At 38.7% G+C, this 23,890-nt stretch carries 24 protein-coding genes; 5 read left to right on the top strand and 19 right to left on the bottom strand.

What is annotated here, in order from left to right; translation table 11 throughout:
• Position 1 precedes the first annotated feature (1 nt).
• Positions 2 to 643 (top strand): acetoin utilization AcuB family protein, encoded by a 642-nt coding sequence (locus AC1DRF_RS04120; RefSeq protein ID WP_043975958.1) that lies wholly within the window; start codon positions 2 to 4, stop codon positions 641 to 643.
• Positions 643 to 1,806, top strand: coding sequence for an acetoin utilization protein AcuC (locus AC1DRF_RS04115; RefSeq protein WP_477740364.1), 1,164 nt, complete (start codon positions 643 to 645; stop codon positions 1,804 to 1,806). Before AC1DRF_RS04120 ends, AC1DRF_RS04115 begins: the two co-directional genes overlap by 1 nt.
• A gap of 29 nt (positions 1,807 to 1,835) precedes the next feature.
• Here the strand turns inward: AC1DRF_RS04115 and motS are convergent, their stop codons facing one another.
• From motS to AC1DRF_RS04080, 7 genes are all read right to left on the bottom strand, one after another.
• Positions 1,836 to 2,492: a flagellar motor protein MotS gene (gene motS / locus AC1DRF_RS04110; protein WP_080781548.1), complete on the bottom strand. Its 657-nt coding sequence runs from the start codon at positions 2,490 to 2,492 to the stop codon at positions 1,836 to 1,838.
• Positions 2,482 to 3,285, bottom strand: a complete 804-nt coding sequence (gene motP / locus AC1DRF_RS04105; RefSeq protein ID WP_014458004.1) for a flagellar motor protein MotP — start codon at positions 3,283 to 3,285, stop codon at positions 2,482 to 2,484. Before motP ends, motS begins: the two co-directional genes overlap by 11 nt.
• 53 nt (positions 3,286 to 3,338) lie before the next feature.
• Positions 3,339 to 4,337, bottom strand: coding sequence for a catabolite control protein A (gene ccpA / locus AC1DRF_RS04100; RefSeq protein ID WP_025750682.1), 999 nt, complete (start codon positions 4,335 to 4,337; stop codon positions 3,339 to 3,341).
• Between the two features lie 558 nt (positions 4,338 to 4,895).
• Entirely contained in the window at positions 4,896 to 5,972 is a 1,077-nt protein-coding gene (locus AC1DRF_RS04095) for a bifunctional 3-deoxy-7-phosphoheptulonate synthase/chorismate mutase (protein WP_427075354.1), read from the bottom strand.
• A gap of 328 nt (positions 5,973 to 6,300) precedes the next feature.
• On the bottom strand, positions 6,301 to 6,624 hold the full coding sequence (ytxJ, locus tag AC1DRF_RS04090) for a bacillithiol system redox-active protein YtxJ (protein ID WP_230183028.1): 324 nt from the start codon (positions 6,622 to 6,624) through the stop codon (positions 6,301 to 6,303).
• A 213-nt stretch (positions 6,625 to 6,837) separates the two neighbouring features.
• Positions 6,838 to 7,293 (bottom strand): YtxH domain-containing protein, encoded by a 456-nt coding sequence (locus AC1DRF_RS04085; RefSeq protein WP_013059496.1) that lies wholly within the window; start codon positions 7,291 to 7,293, stop codon positions 6,838 to 6,840.
• A 27-nt stretch (positions 7,294 to 7,320) separates the two neighbouring features.
• Complete coding sequence (locus tag AC1DRF_RS04080) at positions 7,321 to 7,806, bottom strand: DUF948 domain-containing protein (protein ID WP_013085231.1); 486 nt, start codon at positions 7,804 to 7,806, stop codon at positions 7,321 to 7,323.
• A gap of 281 nt (positions 7,807 to 8,087) precedes the next feature.
• Here AC1DRF_RS04080 and AC1DRF_RS04075 point away from each other — a divergent pair, with 281 nt between their 5' ends.
• Positions 8,088 to 9,203 carry an aminopeptidase gene (locus AC1DRF_RS04075; protein WP_098579183.1) on the top strand — a complete coding sequence of 372 codons (1,116 nt, stop codon included), beginning with the start codon at positions 8,088 to 8,090 and terminating at the stop codon, positions 9,201 to 9,203.
• Between the two features lie 39 nt (positions 9,204 to 9,242).
• Here the strand turns inward: AC1DRF_RS04075 and murC are convergent, their stop codons facing one another.
• The 8 genes from murC to AC1DRF_RS04035 form a co-directional block, all read right to left on the bottom strand.
• Positions 9,243 to 10,544, bottom strand: a complete 1,302-nt coding sequence (gene murC / locus AC1DRF_RS04070; protein ID WP_013059499.1) for a UDP-N-acetylmuramate--L-alanine ligase — start codon at positions 10,542 to 10,544, stop codon at positions 9,243 to 9,245.
• A gap of 185 nt (positions 10,545 to 10,729) precedes the next feature.
• A complete protein-coding gene (locus tag AC1DRF_RS04065) occupies positions 10,730 to 11,383 on the bottom strand; it encodes a hypothetical protein (RefSeq protein WP_043975948.1) in 654 nt (217 codons plus the stop codon).
• A 339-nt stretch (positions 11,384 to 11,722) separates the two neighbouring features.
• Complete coding sequence (locus AC1DRF_RS04060; protein ID WP_477740363.1) at positions 11,723 to 14,821, bottom strand: DNA translocase FtsK; 3,099 nt, start codon at positions 14,819 to 14,821, stop codon at positions 11,723 to 11,725.
• Positions 14,822 to 15,250: 429 nt separating this feature from the next.
• Positions 15,251 to 15,856: a YtpR family tRNA-binding protein gene (gene ytpR, locus AC1DRF_RS04055; protein ID WP_013085234.1), complete on the bottom strand. Its 606-nt coding sequence runs from the start codon at positions 15,854 to 15,856 to the stop codon at positions 15,251 to 15,253.
• 2 nt (positions 15,857 to 15,858) lie between these two features.
• Positions 15,859 to 16,671, bottom strand: coding sequence for a DUF1444 domain-containing protein (locus AC1DRF_RS04050; RefSeq protein ID WP_014457994.1), 813 nt, complete (start codon positions 16,669 to 16,671; stop codon positions 15,859 to 15,861).
• Between the two features lie 72 nt (positions 16,672 to 16,743).
• Positions 16,744 to 17,061, bottom strand: coding sequence for a thioredoxin family protein (locus AC1DRF_RS04045; RefSeq protein WP_013059504.1), 318 nt, complete (start codon positions 17,059 to 17,061; stop codon positions 16,744 to 16,746).
• Positions 17,062 to 17,214: 153 nt separating this feature from the next.
• Complete coding sequence (locus tag AC1DRF_RS04040; RefSeq protein WP_016765749.1) at positions 17,215 to 17,739, bottom strand: DUF84 family protein; 525 nt, start codon at positions 17,737 to 17,739, stop codon at positions 17,215 to 17,217.
• Positions 17,740 to 17,797: 58 nt separating this feature from the next.
• Positions 17,798 to 18,871 carry a M42 family metallopeptidase gene (locus AC1DRF_RS04035; protein WP_013059506.1) on the bottom strand — a complete coding sequence of 358 codons (1,074 nt, stop codon included), beginning with the start codon at positions 18,869 to 18,871 and terminating at the stop codon, positions 17,798 to 17,800.
• Between the two features lie 152 nt (positions 18,872 to 19,023).
• Between AC1DRF_RS04035 and AC1DRF_RS04030 the strand changes: the two genes are divergently transcribed.
• Entirely contained in the window at positions 19,024 to 19,335 is a 312-nt protein-coding gene (locus AC1DRF_RS04030) for a PepSY domain-containing protein (protein ID WP_025750689.1), read from the top strand.
• Here AC1DRF_RS04030 and AC1DRF_RS04025 read toward each other — a convergent pair.
• Together AC1DRF_RS04025 and trmB are read right to left on the bottom strand one after the other, a co-directional pair.
• The gene (locus tag AC1DRF_RS04025; protein ID WP_477740362.1) at positions 19,304 to 20,161 is read right to left on the bottom strand and encodes a YtnP family quorum-quenching lactonase; all 858 of its coding nucleotides are present in this window, start codon (positions 20,159 to 20,161) and stop codon (positions 19,304 to 19,306) included. The genes AC1DRF_RS04030 and AC1DRF_RS04025 overlap by 32 nt on opposite strands.
• Positions 20,162 to 20,236: 75 nt before the next feature.
• On the bottom strand, positions 20,237 to 20,887 hold the full coding sequence (gene trmB, locus AC1DRF_RS04020) for a tRNA (guanosine(46)-N7)-methyltransferase TrmB (protein ID WP_477740361.1): 651 nt from the start codon (positions 20,885 to 20,887) through the stop codon (positions 20,237 to 20,239).
• A gap of 127 nt (positions 20,888 to 21,014) precedes the next feature.
• Between trmB and AC1DRF_RS04015 the strand changes: the two genes are divergently transcribed.
• Complete coding sequence (locus AC1DRF_RS04015; protein ID WP_477740360.1) at positions 21,015 to 21,293, top strand: YtzH-like family protein; 279 nt, start codon at positions 21,015 to 21,017, stop codon at positions 21,291 to 21,293.
• A 6-nt stretch (positions 21,294 to 21,299) separates the two neighbouring features.
• On the opposite strand, the gene AC1DRF_RS04010 is transcribed toward AC1DRF_RS04015, so the two are convergent.
• Both AC1DRF_RS04010 and pulA read right to left on the bottom strand, forming a co-directional pair.
• Entirely contained in the window at positions 21,300 to 22,094 is a 795-nt protein-coding gene (locus AC1DRF_RS04010; protein ID WP_028410490.1) for a phosphotransferase family protein, read from the bottom strand.
• Between the two features lie 191 nt (positions 22,095 to 22,285).
• Positions 22,286 to 23,890: type I pullulanase (gene pulA / locus AC1DRF_RS04005; protein ID WP_477740359.1), on the bottom strand; the 1,605-nt coding region annotated here is incomplete at its 5' end.

The following is a 23,890-nucleotide window of genomic DNA, read 5'->3' as shown; positions in this document are numbered from 1 at the left end:
GATGATTGTTGAAGAGATGATGAAAACTGATCTCGTTACCTTAACCCCCGACCATACGATTGCTGAAGCTATGAAACTTTTAGATACACATAAGATTAGACATATTCCTATCATTAATGACCTTCATCACGTAGTTGGCATCATTTCTGATCGTGACGTAAGAGATGCAAGTCCATCTATTTTAGATAATACTTATACATCTGCTCTTCTATCCGAACCCGTGCGGATGATTATGCAAACAGAAGTCATTACAGCTCACCCTCTTGATTTTGTTGAAGAAATTGCAAGTATTTTTTATGAACATCAAATCGGTTGTATTCCCGTCACAAAAAACAAGCGGTTAGTAGGCGTTGTTACCGAAAGAGATCTATTACATACGTTTATTCAGCTTACCGGCACCAATAAGCCAGGTTCACAAATTGAAATAAAAGTAGAAAATAAGGCTGGCGTGCTCGCTGAAGTTACATCCCTCTTTGGTTCAACGAGAACAAACATCTTAAGCGTACTTGTCTACCCTGACGTAGATGAACGATATAAAATACTTGTGCTTCGCATTCAAGCTATTAATCCATTGATTAGTATAAATACATTAAAAGAAAACGGCTATGAGGTGTTGTGGCCTAAATTACCGGAGATGACGTAATGACTAGTAACGCTGTATTTATTTATTCAGATGATATTCTTTCGTACAAATTCAGCAATAATCATCCGTTTAACCAGCTTCGTGTTCAACTAACATATGAACTGTTACGGGAATTTGGCGCTTTAGGCAATCAAGATATTGTATTACCGCGGATGGCATCTGATGAAGAACTTCAGCTTGTCCATGATAATAGCTATATTCAAGCGGTAAAATTAGCAGGAAGCGGCGAGCTTTCTGTTGAAAAAGCAGCAGATTTTGGTCTTGGAACAGAAGATACACCTATGTTTCCCAACATGCATGAAGCCAGTGCATTTTTAGTTGGGGGTACACTTACTGCTGTAGATTATGTGATGACTGGAAAAGCTAAGCATGCTCTAAATTTAGGAGGAGGATTGCACCACGGCTTTCGAGGAAAAGCTTCCGGCTTCTGTATTTATAACGATAGCGCGGTAGCCATCAAATATATGCAGCAAAAGTACAACGCGCGTGTTCTCTATGTCGATACAGATGCTCACCACGGTGACGGCGTGCAATGGACATTTTATGACGACCCTTCCGTTTGTACTCTTTCCATTCATGAAACGGGACGCTACTTGTTTCCAGGCACGGGAAACGTTAACGAACGCGGGCACAGTGAAGGCTATGGTTATTCATTTAATGTGCCTGTTGATGCTTATACGGAAGATGAGTCTTGGCTCGACGTTTATAAGACCTCTTTAAAAGAAGTAGCTGCTTTTTTTAAACCAGATGTTATCTTGACACAAAATGGAGCCGATTCTCATTATTACGATCCGCTCACTCATTTATGCGGCACCACGAAAATATACCGTGAGATTCCTAAAATTGCTCATGAAATTGCTCATGAATACTGTCAGGGAAGATGGATTGCGGTTGGCGGAGGAGGTTATGATATTTGGCGGGTTGTTCCTCGGGCTTGGTCATTCATTTGGCTTGAAATGATTGAACGAAAGGCAGAAGGCATGCTTCCTCTGTCATGGCTTGAAAAATGGACAAAAGTATCGCCTCACCCCGTTTGCATGCAGTGGGATGATGAACCTAATATCTATCAGCCAATTCCAAGAAAACCAGAAATAACAGAAAAAAACGCTCAAACTCTTGAGCGCGCTCTTTATCCTATTCGTTCTCATACATCTCATTCTTAAAAAAAGGCTATACAAGCGTATGGCCTTTTTCACTGTGCTTCGGGATCTGAAATAATAATTTCGACGCGTCTATTTTTTTGTAGATTGTCATTAGACGTGTTCGGAACAAGCGGCTTTGTATCTCCGTATCCAAGTGCTTCAAAGCGGTTAGCAGAAAGAGAAAAATGGTTCGTTAAATAACGTATGACGCCGCTAGCACGCGCTGCCGATAGTTCCCAATTAGATGGATAACGATAGGTGTGAATGGGTCGATTGTCGGTATGACCTTCTACTTTAATATCATTTGGAATAGTACTGAATAACCTTCCTAATTCATCCAGAAAAGGGGTGCCTTTTTTCAAAATGTCCGCTTGTCCTGTTTCAAACAGCACCTGTTCTTGTAAAATAAGCACAACTCCGCGTTCATCTCGCTTAGCAGTAATGACATTCTGAAGCTTATTTCCCTTCAGGTAATCCTGCACTTTCGCTAAAATGTTATCCAGCTTTTGAGACTGCTGGCTCTTTTCTACAGAAGCTAATGATCCACCGCTTGTAAGCGAATTGACAACGGTCTGAAACTTTTGATTATCCACGCTAGACATTGAAAATAGTAAAATAAAAAAAACTAATATTAACGTCACCAAATCAGCAAATGTTACCATCCATTTTGGCGACTGTGCCGAATACCTTTTTCTTCTACGCTTCACGAACGTGTTCTCTCTTTTCTTCCAGCTTTCGTTTTTCAACAGGGGCAAATACTTTTAGCTTTGCTTGCACAAAGCGAGAATTTTGACCCGCCTGCAAGCCGATGACACCTTCAATAATCACTTCTTTAACAAAAAGCTCATGCTCCGTTTTACCAGCTAATTTAGCTGCGATTGGCTGAAAAAACAAGTTTGAAAGCAGCGCCCCGTAGAAAGTCGTTAAAAGAGCAATTGCCATGTTAGGTCCAAGCGATGAAGGGGTATTAAGGCTTTTAAGCATTAGCACTAGCCCAACGAGCGTCCCAATCATTCCCCAAGCGGGGGCATAATCGCCTGCTTTTTCAAACATACTTCGACCTCTCGCATGTCTTTCTTCCACTGCAGCTATTTCAGCTTCAAGCAGCTCTCGAATCATTTCCGGTTCTACTCCATCAATGGCTAGCAAAATACCTTTTTTCACAAATGAATCATCGATTTGTTCAAGCTCTGCTTCTAACGATAGAAGTCCTTCTCGACGCGCTTTCTCCGATAAATGTACAAATGTTCCTACAATTTCTTCTACGTTTATTTCTTTAGATTGAAACGCTTGTTTCCCTACTCTTCCCATATTTTTTAATTGTTTTAAAGGAAAGCTCACGCATAACGTACCAAAAACGCCTCCCAGTACAATTAAAATCGATGGTACATCAATAAAAGCTAAAAAACCGCTCATTCCCCCACTTGAAATAACCCCAAACACAACCATAGAGATACCAATTAGTATCCCTATAGGTGTGAGCATATCAATTTTTTTCATATTCTATCTCCCCGTGTCTGAACTTTGGATTCGTTCTTATTCATTCACAGGTATTATTTTGTTGACTGTCTGAACTCGATGCGGTGAGGAAGCTGTACAATGCTGCTGTCTACCGTTTCTTTGTTCATGTATTTTGTTAAGAGACGCATCGCTACTGCACCAATATCATACATTGGCTGTACAACAGATGTTAACTGAGGACGAACCATTGTTGAAAGTCTTGTGTTATCAAAACCGATAACTTCTAGATCGTTTGGTACATTCAACCCGCGATCTTGTGCCCCGTGAATAACGCCTAATGCCATTTCATCCGTTCCAACGAAAATAGCAGTTGGCTTTTCAGCTTCTTCTAATAGTTTTTCAACCGCCTCAATACCTGAATCGTACGTATAGTCTCCTTCTACAATATAAGAATCACGTACAGGCAATCCGCTTTCAGTAAGAGCACGCTTGTACCCTTTTACTTTTTTCGCATGATTGATTGGTTCTTCTAACGTACCTGAAACGAATGCAATATTTTTATGACCGCTGTCAATTAGTGATTGCACTGCATCAAAAGCTGCTTGTTCATAATCAATAGTTACAGATGGGATTTGGTTAGTTGATTCGATTGATGCTGCAAGTACAACTGGAACCGGTGATTTTTTTAGCTCTTCTACGTGTTCTTCCGTTACATTCCCACTCATGAAGATGATTCCGTCTACTTGTTTACCAAGCATGTTATTTAAAAGGTGAAGTTCTTTATCTTGATTTTGATCGGAGTTACTTAAGATGATATTATATTTGTACATTGTTGCAATATCTTCGATTCCACGCGCTAATTCTGCATAGAAAATATTTGAAATATCAGGAATGATAACTCCTACTGTCGTTGTTTTTTTACTTGCTAATCCACGCGCTACTGCGTTCGGACGATAGCCTAGTCTTTCAATTGTTTCTAATACTTTTTTTCTAGTTGATGGTTTTACATTTGGATTTCCGTTTACCACACGAGAAACCGTTGCCATCGACACGCTTGCTTCCCTTGCTACATCATAAATTGTTACGTTCACAACAAACACTCCTTATCGAAAAACATTTCGTTTATTTTATCCTTATTTCATTTCTTGTATTTACGTATATAAATCCATCTTCCTTTATAGAATGGCTATTTCTAGCTCCTTCACTCTTACATACAGCTTAGATACCCTGTATGCATCTAAATCATTCCTGTTATGCCCTTATTATTACGTGGCAAAGACAATTTTACCAGTTTATATGTAACAATGTAAAAGACGGTGTATATTAAGTAAATAAAAAAAGTGAATCGCGAATTTATATCATATGCAATCACAGAATGATAGCGAATATCTGTAACTACTATACGATACTATGTGCTTCATCGCAACGTATTTACCGCCTTTTTCCGACAAGTTTCACGAGAATTTCATAAATTCTTGTTTTTTGGATTTGCACTTATTCTTTCCTATTTTGACAAAAGTTATCGACTGTTTTCAAAATACGTGATAATTTCGCTTATCTTTATTATAACGAAAGGCAAACAAGCTTGAAACCATTAAGTGCCTCAAACTTGTCATAAAAGTATACGAATTTTTCATTTTTACGTTTTTTTATAAATTTAAGTTACATATAGGTTTTAGCTGCTTCATAAATTCTGTAAATTGCGGGATATCCATTTGCTGAGCTGAATCAGAAAGTGCTACCGCAGGATCTGGATGAACTTCTGCCATAATTCCATCTGCACCGATGGCAAGAGCTGCTTTAGCCGTTGGAACAAGTAAATCTCGTCTTCCCGTTGAATGGGTGACGTCGACTAAAACAGGTAAATGAGTTTCTTGTTTTAAAATGGGAACAGCTGAAATATCCAGCGTATTTCGCGTTGCTCGCTCATACGTACGAATTCCTCGTTCACACAAAATCAGCTGATCATTTCCTTTTGAAACAATGTATTCAGCAGCATTAATAAACTCATCAATCGTAGCGGCTAAGCCTCGCTTTAATAAGACAGGCTTCTTCACCGCACCCGCTTCTTTTAACAGCTCAAAATTTTGCATATTACGAGCGCCAATTTGAATCACATCTACGTATTCTACAGCTGTTTCAATATCAGCGGGATCGACAATTTCACTAATAACGGCTAAATCGTATTCGTCAGCTACTCTTTTTAAAATTTGCAATCCTTCTAAGCCAAGGCCTTGAAAATCATAAGGAGATGTTCTTGGCTTGTAGGCTCCGCCTCTAAGCATCCGCACGCCCTGCTGCTTCACGGCTTTTGCTACGGCTGCTACTTGCTCATAGCTTTCAACGGAACAAGGTCCTGCTACAAAACGCTGAAGTCCGTCACCAATTGTTTCTCCTTTTACCGTAACAATTGTATTTTCCGGCTTCTTTTTACGGGATACAAGAAGTGCTTTACGATGATCATCTTCTTGAAGCTCTAAATGAGCTTTGAAAATCTCTTTGAAAATATGTTGAAGCGTAGACGTTTGAAACGGTCCTTTATTCTTGCTTAAAATCGCATCAAGCATTGCTCGTTCACGAACGGGATCAAACCGTTTGGTTGACTGCATGCCTTTTAACTTTCCTATTTCTTGAACAAGCTCGCCTCGCTCATTAATAAGCTTTAACAGTTTCATATTTACTTCGTCAATTTGAGATCGCAAATGCTGAAGATTTGAATTCGTCATGTACGTCCACCCTTTCACTGATTTTAAAAAATCCGTTTAGCAGGGTTACTACATAAGATGATAGATGATGGAGGATATATGTAAGGGGCTTCTCTGCTTTTATGTGCTAAACTACATCTATTGTACGAAAAAGCGGATGAAACCGCAATCAGCTTATAAAAAAAAGAGGTTGAGGCATAGCTAAATCGCTCCAACCTAAAGGCGAAAAAATGGGATAAACAATCTATTATGGATTGCTTGTCATACAGTAAACCTTTGTTCACCCTTCCAATGAAAAAATCCGAACGATTAATGTTCGGATTTTTCTTTTACTAAAATACTTTTTGGATTAGTGAGCTACGTTTTTCGCTAATTCGTCTTCGTTAATGTTCCAGTGAGAAGCATGCCACTTCACTTTTCCATCTTCAAACAGAAGCGCTTGAGGTGATTCATGCTTCACTTCATACGTCTCAGCGATATAGTTAGATACATCACGTGAATCTTGAACATGAAGATAATAAGAAGGAATGTCTTCATGACCAGAAGCAAATGCTGAAAATGCCTCATGACCAGCTGCACTAATTGGACACGTTGTACTGTGTTTTAAAAATAAAAAGCGATTGTTTTCCTTTACAACTTGTTCGAACTCTTCAACTGTTGAAATTTTTTTCATTTTTTTCACCCTTTCTGTACTTACTCTTAAGTTTACATGGTTTGAGCGTTTCCATACAAAAAGAGTGCTCAGCTTTATGTATGATGCTCATAAATTCATTTATAAGGTGGAGTTTTTTTCTGCAATGAAACAATTATTTACTTGTTGTTATCCAACCTAAATTACATACAAAAAAAGCGTTCACCCTATAGGGTAAACGCTTTTGATTCTTTATTATGGTCGTGGCACTGTGCTTTCCACTTCATCCAGTGCTTTTTGAGCTTCTGTTAGCTTTTGCTGAACGTCTTCGTTGCTTTGAGACTCAACTTCATCAGCAAGCACTTCTAAGCTTGTTGGGGGTAATGCTTCGTGTTCAGGATCTACTTTACGGAAGTTTTTCACCTTGTCCACTACTTGTGAAGATTGCTCAGACAGTGTTTGTGATAAACCAGCCGTTTTTTCTTTAGCCGTTTGAGCAAACCCTTGTCCTTTTTCAACAGCGCTGTTTTTCGCTTGCTCTGTTTTTAAACGAACGTAAGCTGCCTGCTCATTTAAATCAGAACGGAACTCTTTACCTGATTTTGGAGCAAGTAATAATGCCGTTGCAGCTCCTACAACTCCTCCAATCACTGTTCCTACTAAAAAGCCTTTATTTGAAGTGTTGTTTGGTTTATTTGGTTTGTTTGACATATGCGTCTCCTCCTTTAAAGTTCATCCTTATGAAAATGAGCGTGAGCGTTGAACCGCTTTTTCTTTTACTTCAACAGGTACAGGCTCTGCTTCAACTTTTTTCTGTTTTCTTAATTTTATACGTTCCCATACGTCTAATGCAACATTGCTCCATTGAACAACTTGAGCAACAGTTTCTTTATTTTCTTCTACTTTCTCTGAAACGCTTGATGATACGCTTTTAATAGACTTATTTAGGTCTTGGATTGAGTCACCTACGCCTTTAACAGAATCCACCACTGTGTTCAGCGCTTCGGATTTACGCTGAATATCTTCAGCTAACAGATTAGTCTTATGTAAAAGTGCAGTTGTTTCAGCTGTGATTCCTGTCATTTGCTTTTCTACACCGTCTAAAGTACCTGCCACTGAATTTAATGTGTGCTGAACGGATTTCAATGTTTTGGACACGGAAACCACCAGGTAAAAAATCGCAATGGCAACAATAGCAGCGCTTAAATAAAGAATAATAACCATCTGTGCAAGGCACCTCCTATTTTCTTCTCTCTTGTTATAACTACTTTCCCAATTTTATAAACAATTAAACCTTCTATTCCCTATAGACTCTTTAACTTTACCATATTCTCTCTGCTTTTATTCAGAAAAAGGGAAGATTGTACATTATTTCGCGATATATGAGTTATTTCCCTTCCTAAAGAAAAAAAGGATTTTAAAGCATAAAAACAAACAAAATAAGCTCAGTGGGGTACAATAGAAAGTGAATCACCAATCATTGCTATTTTAAGGAGGCACTATTTATGAAAGACCCTAGAATTGCGACATTAGCTAAAAATTTAATTAATTATTCTGTTCGCCTTCAAAAAGGAGAAAAAGTATTAATCGAAAACTTTGGACTTCAACGTGAACTTGTGACAGCACTTGTAAATGAAGCGTACAAGGCGGGTGGTTATCCATTTGTACTGCTAAAAGATCATTCGGTAGACCGCGCTCTTTTAAACGGTGCACAAGAAGAGCAGTTCAATATGATGGCAGACTTCGAAGCAAATGTGATGAAGGAAATGAATGCTTATATTGGCTTGCGTTCTGGCTCAAACATTTTTGAACAATCAGATGTTCCGGCAGATAAAATGAAAATCCAAGGGAATACGATCGGTAAAAAAGTACATAGAGAAATTCGCGTTCCAAAAACAAAATGGGTTGTTCTTCGCTATCCAAACGATTCAATGGCGCAGCTTGCTAAAATGAGTACAGAAGCATTTGAAGATTTTTATTTTGATGTATGTAACTTAGACTATGGCAAAATGAGCAAAGCGATGGATGCTTTGGTTGAGCTTATGAACCGTACGGACAAAGTGCGTTTAACAGGTGAGAATACAGACTTAACGTTCTCTATTAAAGATATTCCTGCAGTGAAGTGTGCCGGGGAAATGAATATTCCGGACGGTGAAGTATACACGGCTCCTGTACGTGATTCTGTAAACGGAACAATTTCTTACAACACTCCTTCTAACTATCAAGGCTTTACGTTTGAGAATGTATCCTTAACATTTAAAAACGGTAAGATTGTTGAAGCAACCGCTAATGATACAGAACGCATCAACGGCATTTTTGATACGGACGAAGGCGCACGTTTTGTTGGCGAATTTGCGATTGGCGTAAATCCATATATTCAACATCCAATGCAAGACATCTTATTTGATGAAAAAATTGACGGAAGTTTCCACTTCACTCCTGGCGAGTGCTACGAAGATGCGTATAATGGAAACAAGTCAAATATTCACTGGGATATGGTGATGATTCAGCGCCCAGAATACGGCGGCGGTGAGATTTATTTCGATGACGTGTTAATTCGTAAAGACGGGTTATTTGTCATTGAGGAATTAAAAGCGTTAAATCCTGAAAATTTAAAATGAGTTTTGAAAGAAAAAAGGCACTCTCCTGAGTGCCTTTTTTTATGATACGGTTTGCTGATATAGTTTTTCAAACTTTTGAATGTCTCCAGCACCCATAAATACTAATACAGCTTCATTATGGTCTTTTAACGATTCAATTGTTTCTTCATTAATTAATTCAGCTCCGCTGATTTTGCTTCGTAAATCTTCAATTGATAATTTACCTTGATGCTCACGAGCTGATCCAAAAATATCACATAAATATACTTTATCAGCGTGTTGTAAGCTTGCTGCAAAGTCCTCTAAGAACGTTTGTGTACGCGTAAAAGTATGCGGTTGGAAAACAGCCACAACTTCACGGTTTGGATACTTTTGACGAGCAGCTGAAATCGTTGCATTAATTTCCGTTGGATGGTGTGCATAATCATCGATTAGCACTTGTTTGCCAACGTTCTTTTCACTGAAACGACGTTTTACACCTTGATATGTTTTAAAACGCTCTTGCAGCACAGCAACGTCAATTTCTTCATAATGACAAAGTGCAATAACAGAAAGTGCATTTAAGATGTTATGGTCGCCATACCCTGGAATTTCAAATGATGCGTGGAATGTATTACGAACGAACACATCAAATGTTGTGCCTGTTGTGCTTTTTACGATATTACGTGCTTGGAAATCATTTTCTTCGCCTAAGCCGTAATAAAGAACAGGTACCTTCGCTTGAATTTGCTGCAGATGTTCATCGTCACCACAGGCAATAATTCCTTTTTTGACTTGAAGTGCCATCTCTTGGAACGCGCTGAATACATCGTCGATATTGGCAAAATAATCAGGGTGATCAAAATCAATATTCGTCATAATTGCATAGTCTGGCGTATAAGATAAGAAGTGGCGGCGATACTCACATGCCTCAAACGCAAAATACTTGCTGTCTTTTACACCTTTACCCGTACCGTCTCCAATTAAATATGAAGTAGGTTCAGCTCCTTGAATCACATGCGCTAACATACCCGTTGTGGATGTTTTTCCGTGTGCTCCTGTTACGGCTACACTCGTATACTGTTTCATAAAGTCACCTAAGAAACGGTGATAGCGTACAAGCTTGACTCCTTCTTTTGAAGCTGCTTCTGCAATTTCTTCATGCGTATCAGGAAAAGCATTTCCTGCGATTACAGTCATGCCGTCTTTAATATTATTTTTATCAAATGGTAAAACAGGAATTCCCTGCTGTTCTAGTGCTTTTTGCGTAAAAATTTCTTTTTCAATATCCGATCCTTGAACTTGAAAGCCCATATCGTTTAGGATTTGCGCAAGCGCACTCATTCCTGTTCCTTTAATACCTACAAAATGGTAAACTGTCATATAAAGAACCTCCAACATTCGTCTATCTGTAAGACAGTATATGACGGTTATCTAGAATTGCTCTTACAAACGTATATAAATGTCGTTTGATTGCTGATTTCACGATAACATCCGTACATTATATCACTTCTTATAACATAACTCCATGACTCCATTTCTACTCTCTTCCCTTGCGAAACGGCCTTTTATTTTGGCTTCATCACATAGTATATAGCCTGCTGTTTTAAAAACGAGCGCCATGTCATTGCATTTTTTTTGTCATTATATTGCGTTACTAACTGTTCAATGCGTTGTTTATGTCCTAAAAAGAAAGAGTCAATTAACACGTCATATCCGATTGATTTTATTTTTCGAATCCAAATTACTTGTTGTTCCTCTAAATTTGCAAATCTTCCTCTTACATCTTTGATGATAACCTGCTCATTTGTCAATGGGGTATATCCTTTTAAGAAAAACGAATTAGGTACTTTAGACACAATAATTGGCTCTAGTACACTCGTCAAAAAAAAGGCTCCTTGAATCAAAAACGACTCTGTTTTCTGCTTTGCCTGATCAGCTAAAAAAAGCTGCAGCAGGGTTTTCCCCTGAATGGTTACATATTCAAATGCAAACCACTGAAAAAATAATTGTTCATGGGAATCAGACAGAGGCGCCTCATGAGGCAAGTTTACTAACTCTTTAAATAAATGTGAAGCCCGCACTTTTTCTCGTATATTCGTATAGCGGTTCACAAAAAAGAAATATTGATTGTAAAAGTCGCAAATAGCATTATCAGACTGAAGCTGCTTTTGTTCACGAATTTCATTAAAGTTAATCAGTTCATGATTTTCTTCTCTCATTACTCTTCACTCGTACTCTAATTATTTTAGTTTGTCCTCTTTATACGCCTTCAGCTCATATGTTTCTGCTGGTGAGAAATGATAGCAAACTATCACATGCTAAAAAAGCAACACACACATTATCCTTACATATAGTAAATCATTTTACTAGTTCTGACAAACCTTTTCCTTTTTTTCTTCATGGATTTCTTCCAAAATCTCTACTCAAATTCTGTATAAACGAACTTAAAGCAGGAAAAAAAGAGGCGACGGATACAGTGACAGAGCGTTAGCTCACACAATGCTGTATCCTGCTGATCTTACATAGCCTCTTTTTTAACCTACATGTAGAAAAACAGCTTAAAATGTAGAAGTGGCTGTTTGACTTTCCATTTCCTGAAGTTCGTTTTCGGTAATGAGCACATCTCTCGGCTTGCTTCCTCTTGCTTCTGAAATAATGCCTTGCTGTTCCATCATATCAATGAGGCGCGCAGCGCGATTGTACCCCATTCTGAAGCGTCTTTGCAGACTGGAAGTAGATGCACCGCCTTGGTCTAGCACAAACTCGCATGCTTCATAGAAAAGCTCATCTTCTTCATTTGAAGCAAAGCTCTGCTGCTTTTTCAACAAATCTTCTTGATCAAATAGGTATGTTGGCTTCATTTGCTTTTTGACATGATCTACAACGCGGTCAATTTCTTCATCTGAAACAAAGTTCCCTTGAATTCGAACGCTTTTAGAAGAGCCGTTTTCAAGAAGCAGCATATCACCTTTACCTAGTAGCTTCTCTGCTCCCCCTGTGTCGATAATTGTACGTGAATCAACTTGCGAAGAAACAGAAAATGCAATACGCGTTGGCACATTCGCTTTAATTAAGCCTGTAATCACATCTACGGAAGGACGCTGAGTTGCAAGCAATAAGTGAATGCCACATGCTCTTGCCTTTTGTGCAATACGGCAAATAGCTTCCTCTACTTCCCCAGGAGATACCATCATTAAGTCGGCAAGTTCATCAATAATAATAACTAGATATGGGAGCTCCCCGCTTTTTTCATTATGTTCTTTTACACGTTCGTTATATTTTGTAATATCACGTACGCCCGCATGTGCAAACAATTCATAACGGCGCTCCATTTCCCCTACTGCCCATTTTAAAGCTGTAGTAGCTGCTTTAGCATCCGTGATAACCGGGCTGACTAAATGCGGAATACCGTTGTAAGGAGCTAGCTCAACCATTTTAGGGTCAATTAACATAAGCTTGACTTCGTGCGGCGCAGCTTTATAAAGCAAGCTGACGATAATAGTATTAATACACACGCTTTTACCAGACCCTGTCGCTCCGGCAATCAAACCATGAGGCATTTTATTCAAGTCAGTCACAACCGGCGTTCCTGAAATATCTAACCCTAAAGCCACCGTTAAAGGAGAGTTATCTTTTCTAAAAGAAGGATGCCTCAAAATTTCACGAATTAACACCGGCTTACTTTGACGATTTGGCACTTCAATTCCAATCGTATTTTTCCCTGGAATTGGCGCTTCAATTCGGATATCACGCGCGGCTAGGCTCAGTTTAATATCATCTGTTAAATTCGTAATTTTGTTCACTTTCACACCGGGTTCAGGATGTACTTCAAATCTGGTCACGGTAGGACCTTGTGTGACGTTTACGACCTTAGCTCGAACGTTAAAGTTTTTTAATGTCATATCCAAAAGCTCACGCTGCTCATCCGCCCATTGATTATCTTCTTCAATAGCAGCTGGAGGAATGTTAAGCAAGTTCATTCCAGGAAATGCATAGGGAGAAGAAGCCTTTACATTTACAGGTTCTTCAGCTTTTAACGAAGCCTGAGGAATTGCTTCTTTGGTTTTTTCACCGTGAACTTCTTCTTGCCTACTTACTTCCGTTTTTTTTTGCAGAGCTTCTGTCTCCTGCCCTTGGTATGAACCTTGAGACGGCTGACTTTTTTCTCGAGCACTGTTATTCATCTTTGTGCGGTCTTTTTTCAGCATCATCACGTTAAAAGGTACTAATCGCTTACCGCGACCTCGTTCAGCATTTCCTGGCTGTTCTGCAGGTACAAGAGGTTCTACAGCTGACTCTTGCTGTACTTGTTCTTGTAACTCTTGACTTTCCTGCATACTGCTTTCTTCCTCTTTTATCACCGAATTTTCAAGCTCTTGGTGAACAACAGCCGATGCCGCTTCTGGTTGCCATTCATCAGCTGCGGGTTGCGATGAATTTAAACTTTCAGAATTCAGCTCATGTTCTGCTTCCATATGAACACTGTTTGCAGGCTCTTCTAGAATGACGTCACTTTCTTTCTCAGCAGCTGGAGCTTCTTCTTTCTTTCTAGGCTTTAGTGCTTCTACTTCTTCTGCTGCTTGTAAAAACACTTCGCTTCCGTCCATCAACGTTTCTACTTCTTCAGTCTCATTTCCTATCTCTTGTTGGAGAGAAACTGATGGTTCAGACGGGCGCCTTTCCTCTGAAGTTGGAACTTCTTCGGGCGCTGTCATACCTTTCGCTAAATCCCAGTCAAGAGTGCTCTCTTGTCCCACTAACGGTTCGACCGCGTGTGATTCTTCAAAAGTTGGCACCTCTTCCTGTTCTTTTACGGCTACTGAAGAACTTGGCTTTTCTTCAGGAAATGATAGCTTCTCTTTTTGATTTTCCTCATATTGCTTCCACTGAGCAAAACGCTGAGAAGACAGTTGCATCATTTCTTCTGTTTCTTGAATCGGTGCTTCTTCGGCTATAGGCTTAGAAACTGGTTTTCTTAACGGCTCTACAACAGCTGTATTCATCGCTCGTCGGTAAATTTCATCTTCAAACGCCGCTTTTGATAACTGTGTACTCGGAAGCTCATATTCTACTACTTCCTCATTTCCGTTTTGTACAACATTAGAAGGCCGCTTATTAAACCCATAGACAGGTGAAGGAATTTCAGTCGGACGAAACGGACGTTTTCTTACTTGCGGAACCGCTTCTTTCTTTTCAGATACCGTTTTTAACGGCTGAGATACTGACTTAGGCTGCGTTAGCGCCGACTTGCGAACAGGCTCTTGATAAAACGGAGCCTGTGCCTTTTTTGTTACAGGCCTTGGTTCATTTTTAGGCGCTGCTGCCTTTTTTGCTTCTCCCGTATCATCAATTAAAGGAAAACGAAACGTTCCTTTTGGATATTGATAAGCTACTTTTGTATGAACATCTTGCTGTTCTTCAGTGTAACTCCGCTTTTGCGTTCTGGCCGAGTGTGGAACAGAAGGTTTTGGCGCTGCTTTCATCACTGGCTTTTGATGAACTGACTGCATTTGTTTAGGCTTAGGAGCCTTCTTTTTAGGAATTGTTTTTTCTCTATTTAAAGGGTATTCTTCCGTTGTATTTCCATGTTCGTCTACAACAATTTCTTTCACTTCGTATCCTAGTAAATAATCCATTACTTTTCGTACAAAACCCATTTTTATCACTCTTTCTATCAGACTATCTTACTTCGTTTAGCCTCTTATACCGCAGTGCTGCGATATCTACAAAAAGCTATCCATGCATCCTTTATTTACCTTTGGCCTCAAAGTATTCTCTGAGATGGATATATATACTATCTTTTCATTTATCATTCTATCACGTATGCTTGAACTCTTACTATAAAATCTACTATTTTGCTTCCCTTATTTATACAGTAAAATTCCTCTTTGTAAAAATATTTTTTTGCGTCTAGTTAGCACTCATAATTAAACGCGAAAAAAGCCACTAGTATATACTAGTGGCTTTTAATTTTATCAAACCTTTTTAAGAATTGACAATTGCTTTTCAGCAACTGTAACGCTTTGAAATATACGTGTAAAAAAACATCATGCTTTTGCCCTATAAATCAGTATCGCACTCTGCTTTTATGCTTGAAAAGGTTGACCTACTTCATATTTGTCTTCAAGTACTAGAATTCCTTTTTCTTGAGGAGCGTTCGGAAGCGCCAGCTCTTTAGCAGAGCAAATCATACCTGAAGAAGGCACACCGCGCAGCTCTGCATCTTTAATGATCATGCCACTTGGCATAACCGCTCCTACTTTTGCTACCACGACTTTTTGACCTGCGTCTACATTTGGTGCTCCACACACAATTTGAAGTGTTTCTGTGCCAACATCTACTTTACAGATGTTCAGCTTATCTGCATTTGGATGCTTTTCTTTTTCTTGAACGTATCCCACTACAAATTTAGGAGATAAATCCACTTCAAGTTTACCTTCAAAACCGCTTTCGCTAAGTACACGATTTACTTCTTCGACCATTTCTTCTGTTAATTCAAGAGAACCATTTCCCTCTACTTTTAACTTAGAAGAAGCATGAAAGATGTTATAGCCAGCTGTTGTATTTGATTTTTGATCAAAGATACGCACAACGTCGCCTTTTGTTTCAAACGTGCGATTTTCAATTGCGATATCTTCTAGCTTGACGATTAATGTATCGCCGATACCTTCTTTATTATAAAAAAGATTCATAATTAGTCCCGTCCTTTACTGCGATTTTTTCCTAGAATAAAAATAGGTTCTAGCTCACCGTTTTCGTATAAAAATGAAAGAGCTGTGATGGGTACACGTCCACTTGCAAAAAAGCTCATGGTCATTTGCGCAAGAATATCATAACCCGTTTCGTTTTGAATATCAGCTAGAATCAGCACATCTTGATGAGGTACTGCTACAGCCATTGTGCCCGAAACACTAGAAGCAAAATCTTGCAAAAATGCCTCGTTAAGAATTCGACTTGCATCGTATCCATCGTTCTGATTTACAAAATAAAAGTCATTGCCTGCTACCGTATCTTTTTTATGTGAAATCGGCAAAGAGCGAAGATTAAATTTAGCCATTTCCCGCACTGCGGATAGATCTAAATTTTCCTTACGAATTAGTTTCTCATCTAATAGACGATATGTATTGCCTAAATCAAGCGCATAATAAATGCGTGTTTCAGCTGTATGTTCATCATAAATCAACGGCACGTCTTCATTCGATTTATCTGGAAAAGACGTTGAGCGAATAACTGGATAAATGCGCTTTTCTTTTCCCGTTACCTGCTGTTCATCGTTCATAACACGAAGAGCTTCTTTTATATAATATACCATTTCATCTAGAGCCGCTTCCTTTTTTTCTTCCCATTTTGCAATTAGCCCAGGTAAAGAAATGGTTACACCTTTTTTCGTTTCCTGATGTTCAACGCGCAGCGTATCTTTTTCACGATCAAATAAAAATGACCAATCTGCACCCGTTAATCGCTCTTCTAGTAGTTTTCTCATCTTTTGACTATTCATTTTCGCCATATTTACGCCTCCTTTTCTCATTTTTATGTATGAAGACTGATAGCTGTAAATCGCTATCAGTCTTCACTTGATTTATGCATTTAAGCCGTTAATAAACTCTTCAATTTCTTCTTTTGTTTTACGGTCTTTGCTGACAAAACGCCCTGTTTCTTCTCCGTTGCTGTAACCAACAAAGCTTGGAATTCCAAAGATGCTTAATTCTGCACAAAGATCGATAAAGTCATCGCGGTCGACATAGTGAAATGTATACTCACTATGATTCGCCTCAATTTCTGGAAGCACAGGCTCGATTACTCGGCAATCTGGGCACCAGTCTGCTGAAAACATCATGATATGCTTTCCTTCTTTAATGATTTCTTTGTATTGTTCAATTGTTTGCATTTTTTCCATTTTTCTTTCCTCCACTTTTTCTTTTACTTTCGTATTTAAACGGCTAAAGCCCTATACATTATTTAATCCTTCTACATCAAAACATAGTATATGAGTTGTTGCAACTATCATACACTGATGCTTTTCTATTATAAAGGGTTACAAAGAAATTTCCTATTGAACAGCTTGATTTGTCCTAAAATCAAGCTGTCCTTTTAGCATTAAAACAACCTGATAAAACATAGCGGTCCGATCTAAATTTCCATTGGTGAAAATACCGATTGCTCCTTCTTTTTTTCGGATATTCTTTTGGTTTGTATACACTTCCATAGCTTCGGCTAATTCTTTTTTATCATGACGAAGCATACCGGCTACCGCTTCAGGAAGCCGAATACGAGCCCCTCCACCTAAAATCGGTTCAAGGTCCTTAGAGGTAACAAGGCTTCCCCAATTGCAAAGGAATAAGCCATGAGGCGTTTCCTGCACCCCTCCTTCAAGCCCAATACCAATATCAGCACCTGTCTCTTTCACAGCAGCACGCGCGCGATTAACCGCTCCTTGGATGGTTTCTTCGTCAGAAAAAGGCTGTGGCGACACCCCGGACTGCACGGCTACCTCTACATATGTAAAAGTATCTCCAAATACTTTTTTTACTGCATTTACTTTTGTTGGATTTTTCGTTCCGATTGCAATTTTCATTTTTTTCTCCTGTCATTATGAAACAAAGCAACCGCAAAAGCAGCTGCTTTGTTCTTTTTTATCCGTTTTGCTTAATCGTATCGAGCGTTGTTTGGTCTGTAGAACGTACAAGTTTGACTAGTAATTCTTTTGCAGCTGCATAGTCATCTACATGAATCATAGAAGCATGAGTATGAATATAACGTGAACATACGCCGATGACCGCAGAAGGAACTCCATTATTAGAAGTATGAACGCGCCCTGCATCCGTACCTCCTGGAGAAACAAAGTATTGATAAGGGATGCTGTTTGTCTCAGCTGTATCTAAAATAAATTCTCTCATTCCTCTATGTGTGACCATCGTACGGTCAAAGATACGAAGTAATACGCCTTTTCCTAATTGTCCAAATGCATTTTTATCGCCTGATGTATCGTTAGCTGGACTAGCATCTAGTGCATAAAACAAATCCGGTTTAATCATATTCGCAGCTGATTGAGCACCGCGAAGTCCTACTTCTTCTTGCACAGTAGCTCCAGAATATAAGATATTTGGCAATTTTTCATTTTTTACTTCTTTTAATAATTCAATCGCAAGTCCGCACCCATAGCGGTTATCCCATGCTTTCGCCAGTATTTTCTTTTCATTTGCCATTGGCGTAAACGGACAAATCGGTACAATTTGATCGCCAGGACGAATGCCCATTTCTGCTACTTCCTGCTTACTATCTGCGCCCACATCAATCATCATATTTTTAATGGCCATTGGCTTGTTGCGCTGTGATTCGTCTAATAAATGAGGAGGGATAGAAGCAATTACGCCGGTGATAGGACCTTTTTTTGTAACAACATGGACGCGTTGAGCTAGCAGTACTTGACTCCACCATCCTCCTAGAGTTTGAAAACGAAGCATTCCTTTATCTGTTACAGACGTAACCATAAATCCTACTTCGTCCATATGTCCCGCTACCATTACTTTAGGACCTTTTTCTTCATTATAGCGAACGCCGAATAAACTTCCTAACCCATCTTGAATGACTTCATCTACAAGGGGTTCAATTTGCGAGCGCATAAATGAACGTACTTGATGTTCGTTTCCAGCGGCACCTGGTAACTCCGTTAATGTTTTAAATAGAGATAGCGTTTCATTGTTCATATATACTCTCCTTTATGTATCATTTTCTTTATTGTATCGAAAACCGGAAATAGTTGCTAGTTCCGTCCTTCTCTTCTACAACTCAACTTAACAAAGCATTCGACAATTTGATATAATGATGAAAACATATCCTTAAAAAGCAGGTGAATAACGTGAAATGGACTCAACTAATAGCAGGAGCTGCAGTCGGATTTGCAAGCGCTTATATTCTTCAAAAAAGAAAGTCGTCAATTTCATCATCGGAAGCCCTTACGATTGTTAAAAGCGCTTTTAAACAAAATGGGGCAATCGATGGCTCATGGATTGAAACAACGACTAAAGTCATTCAAAAACATGGTCTCTCTTTTTATGGTTATACAGGTGGAATTATCAGAACACGTGATGCAAAACAGGAACATTACGAGTTTTTCATTGATAAAAAAAGCGGTTCTATTATTGAATTGACGCTGAATGCACCCGTTTAATTTCGTCAACTATTTCTCCTTTGTTATCCCATTTTACAGCTCGATAAAAAGCATCATGATAAAAACTTAGCCAAGCTTGATTCTCATAGGCATAAGCTAGCCACTGCTGCTTTTGTTCAATCGAAGTCATTGGATAATCATCATATGCCATTACCCATAAGACATTTTGATGTGCATGTGTTGGCAAAAGATCGCCCATGTGCACTAAGATGTCATTGTTTCCTTTTAATACAACTACAGCATGACCATCGCTGTGACCGCCGGTATGATGAACCGTTACTCCAGGCACAATTTCATCTTTATCGCTAAATGTTATTACTTGATGCTGAATAAATTCCCAATTTTGTTTCCAATACGTATTTTTAGAACGTATATTAGGATTTCTCATTTCATTCCACTCGATCTCACTAACAAAGATTTCTGCATTTGGAAAAGAAGGGGAAAAATGTCCGTTGCTGCATTTTGTTAAGCCTGACACATGATCAAAGTGAAGATGCGTCATAATGACATGAGTAATATCTTCGCACGTAAATCCTAACTTTTGTAAATCTTCAGCAATAAATGACTCTTCTGTTACACCAAAATGACGCTTTTTTTTCTCATCCAACATACCATTCCCTATACCTGCATCAATTAACATGAGGTGTTTTTCAGTTTGAACGAGTAAAGGATCAGTCCTCATTGGAATTCGATTTCCTTCTGAGATAGGATATTTTTTTGTCCAAAGCTCTTTTGGAACAACACCAAACATTGCTCCTCCGTCTAAATGATTATTCCCTCCACGAAGCCATGTCACTTTTAATTCGCCTATTGTTAACGTTTCCATTTTACACCTCCATTATATTCCTTTTTATTTTATCACTATCTCCTTCTCTTTTTGAACAAAAAAAGACTGAGGGACTCAGTCTTTTTCGTTCAGATATTTTACTTCACAGCGGTAAATACGGCTACCTTTTTGTGAAAATTTTTCTTCATATTCCGTCATAACATTGCCTTCAAAATCGCTTTTATGCAAATCTAAGCTAATGTATTTGAGAAGAAGCCCATATTCTGAAAAGCTTGTCAATGAATATTCAAATAGCCCTTGATTATCTGTTTTAAAGTGAATTTCTCCACCATCAACCAGCAGGTTTTCATACATACTTAAGAACGTTTTGTATGTTAAACGGCGTTTGGCATGTCTCTTTTTTGGCCATGGATCAGAGAAATTGAGATAAACGCGATCCACGTCATTTTTTGCAAAAAACTCACTAAGGTGGTTAGCATCTACATTCAACAGCTTTAAATTTGGAAGCTCTTCTTCAATCAATCGTTCTAGAGCACTTAAGATGACACTTTCATACATTTCAACTCCAATATAGTTGATATGCGGATTTTGTTTAGCCATCCCTAATAAAAATTGGCCTTTTCCTGTTCCTACTTCAATATGAAGAGGATTTTCGTTTCCAAAAACCTCTTTCCAGTTCCCTTTATACTCTGCTGGGTTTGGAACCACGTATTGGGGATTTTCAGCAATTTTATCTTTTGCCCAAGGTTTGTTTCGTAATCTCATGTTGCACCTCTTTAATGTATTTTGACGCATTGAAAATGTCGGTTATTCGAAACAACCGACATTCTCATGCATAATTGTGTTTAGATAGAAAAAAATAAGAGCATCATACGAGAAAGGATGATGCTTAATGCCTTTAAATGCCGAACACCAAATGAATATATTAAAAGATATTTTATCTAATCATCAAAGTGATTGCTGCGGAACGGTTGCGGAATGTGAACAGGTTGAACGTTTAATTCAATCAATGTTAGCAAAAGGATCCGCTAGCACAGACGTACAAGCAACACTACAAAACGTGTATAAATACACGCAAGATGCAAAAAGTGCTGCTCATTTAGACGAACATATTCAAACCAATCAACAAAATTTATCACAATGGGTCCAAGAACTATCTACCTTGTCATAATCTTTGCTACTGTGCTTGAATGTCGTTAACGAGCAACATTCGAAGATATTCAAGCCAGTAGTTCATTTCAGAATGTTCATTTTTCGAACGATGCCATTCAATGAATAAAATGGTTTGACTTATCACATACCACTTCATTCTCTTTTTCAAGTTCTCGGTTAGTTCAACTCCATAATGCTCAAGCCATTCTTCCCACTGAGATGGATTGATGTACCAATAAAGCAATAAACCTAAATCAATAGCAGGATCTGCAATCATCGCTCCGTCCCAGTCGATTAAATATAGCTGCGTATTCTCTCCAAGCATCCAGTTATTGTGGTTCACATCACAGTGACACACAACATATTTATCTGTCTGAACGGACGGAAGCTCTGCTTGTAAATAACTGATTCCCTGCTCTACAATACTTTCTTTTTGAAGTCGCTCGTCCACATTCTCTACAATATCGGCTAGCACGTCTTCGGGAAGAAGCGGTGTTTTCCCCAACCTTTTCAACATATCTAATAACTCGTTTGAATGATGAATTTTACTAAGCAATTCTGTCACTCGACTCGAATTCATATCTTTTGGTTTTAATTCTCGACCATCTAGCCAGTGCTGAGCTGTGATCACATCTCCATTTTCCATTCGTCTTGTCCACACGAGCTTCGGTACGATTCCTTCAGCTGACAATACTGCTAAAAAAGGTGATGAATTACGCTTTAAAAAAAGCTTTCGGTCTTGAAATTTTGCAAAATAAGCTTCTCCTGTCGCTCCGCCAGCAGGAGTAATTTCCCATTCGCTTCCTAATATATCTTCCAACCAATTCACCTTCAATTTCAACACACACATTTCGTTTAAAAATTTCACTCAATAAAGCAATCTATTAAGACATCATGACGTTATTTTCTTAGTAAATAAAAAAGACGGCTATTGAGGATATGTATCAATAGCCATCCTTTATAAATATTATCTCCATCATACTTTTTTCGTCAAGTGGTTGAAGACAATAATTACGTTTGAAATAAAATAAGAATGCTAAGCTTTGAAACGTTTATAGTATTATCCTCTATAGTAGGATACCCATTTTTATATACTTTACAATGATCAAGTGCTATTTTCCATGGTCCTTCTGGCAAAACTACTTTTTCTTCCATTAGGCCTTGATTAAAAAACACAATAATATTCTTCCACGGACCGTAAGCCAATACGTTTGATAAGCAATAGCCAATAACGGATTGCGGCGTATTTAGGAAAGAAACATGCTGCCTAATCGCTGAAGCATCTCCCAAGCGAAATGCACCGTGCTGTTTGCGAATACGAATCAGCTCTTGAACCCAATTCACATCAGGAGAAAATTTGATCCTTCGATTCCAATCAAGTGCATTAATATCATCGGGTGAATTATAGCTGTTCTCTACACCTTGTTTAGTGCGATAAAACTCTTGACCACTATGAAGAAACGGTATGCCTTGCGAAAGAAGTACAATAGCAGTAGCAAGGCGGTGACGACTTCTACGAATGTCTTCGTCTTCTTCTCCATTTGAATTCGTTAACTTATCCCACAGCGTATGATTATCATGTGATTCAACGTAATTAACTGATTGTGCTGGATTTATAAATAAAGCCCGGCTGTCTTCTTTATCCAGAATGCTCCCCGCTATCACAGATTGCACGGTCTCTTTTTGATAAATATTTCCGCTGATAAAACCTTTTTCATATACATCAAACGTGCTTCCTTTTACAGAATCTCGAAAGCGATCATTAAAATAGCCGATTTGAGGCGTTTGGCGGGCATTCGCCATAATTGCTTTTTGATTATAGGGGAGAGGAGTATTTAAATCCCAGCCTTCGCCAAACACCAAAATAGTAGAATCAATTTCATTTATTTTTTCCCGAATGATGTTCATCGTTTCTATATCTAAAATCCCCATGAGGTCAAAGCGAAGCCCATCAACGTCGTACTCTTTTATCCAAAACAATACTGAATCGATAATAAACTTTTGCGCCATTTTCCGTTCAGAAGCAAAATCATTTCCTACTCCCGTCCCGTTCGAAGGCATCCCAAACTCATCATGTCGAAAATAATAGCCCGGAACAATTTTTTCAAAAGGTGATTGCTCTCGTACAAATACGTGATTATAAACTACATCTATAATAACACGGAATCCCTGTTGATGAAGTGTTGATATTAATTGTTTCACTTCAGCAATACGAGTGGCAGGATTTGAAGGGTCAGCGGAGTAGCTTCCTTCTGGTACATTAAACAACAATGGATTATACCCCCAATTATAAGAAGCATGAGGGTTTAATTCATCTACTCCGCCAAAGTCGTTAATAGGAAGAAATTCAAGGTGGGTCACTCCTAGCTCTTTTAAATAATGAAGACCTGTTGTTTTGCCTGGCTGCCCGCTTGATTCAGTAACAGCTAGGTATGTGCCCTTTTTTTCTATCCCGCTTGAAGGATGAATAGAAAAGTCGCGAACGTGCATTTCGTAAATAACGGCATCCGTTGACTGAAGGAAAGGTGGCTTTTCATGGGGATAAACATAGGCTGTATGAAGATTTATCAGAACTCCGTATTCACTATTTGCTGTAGCTGCAACGGTATAAGGATC

It is taken from the genome of Priestia sp. P5_B4, assembly GCF_056400385.1.
The sequence above is the reverse complement of the archived record's forward strand: the minus strand, read 5'-3'. Positions and strand labels throughout refer to the sequence as shown.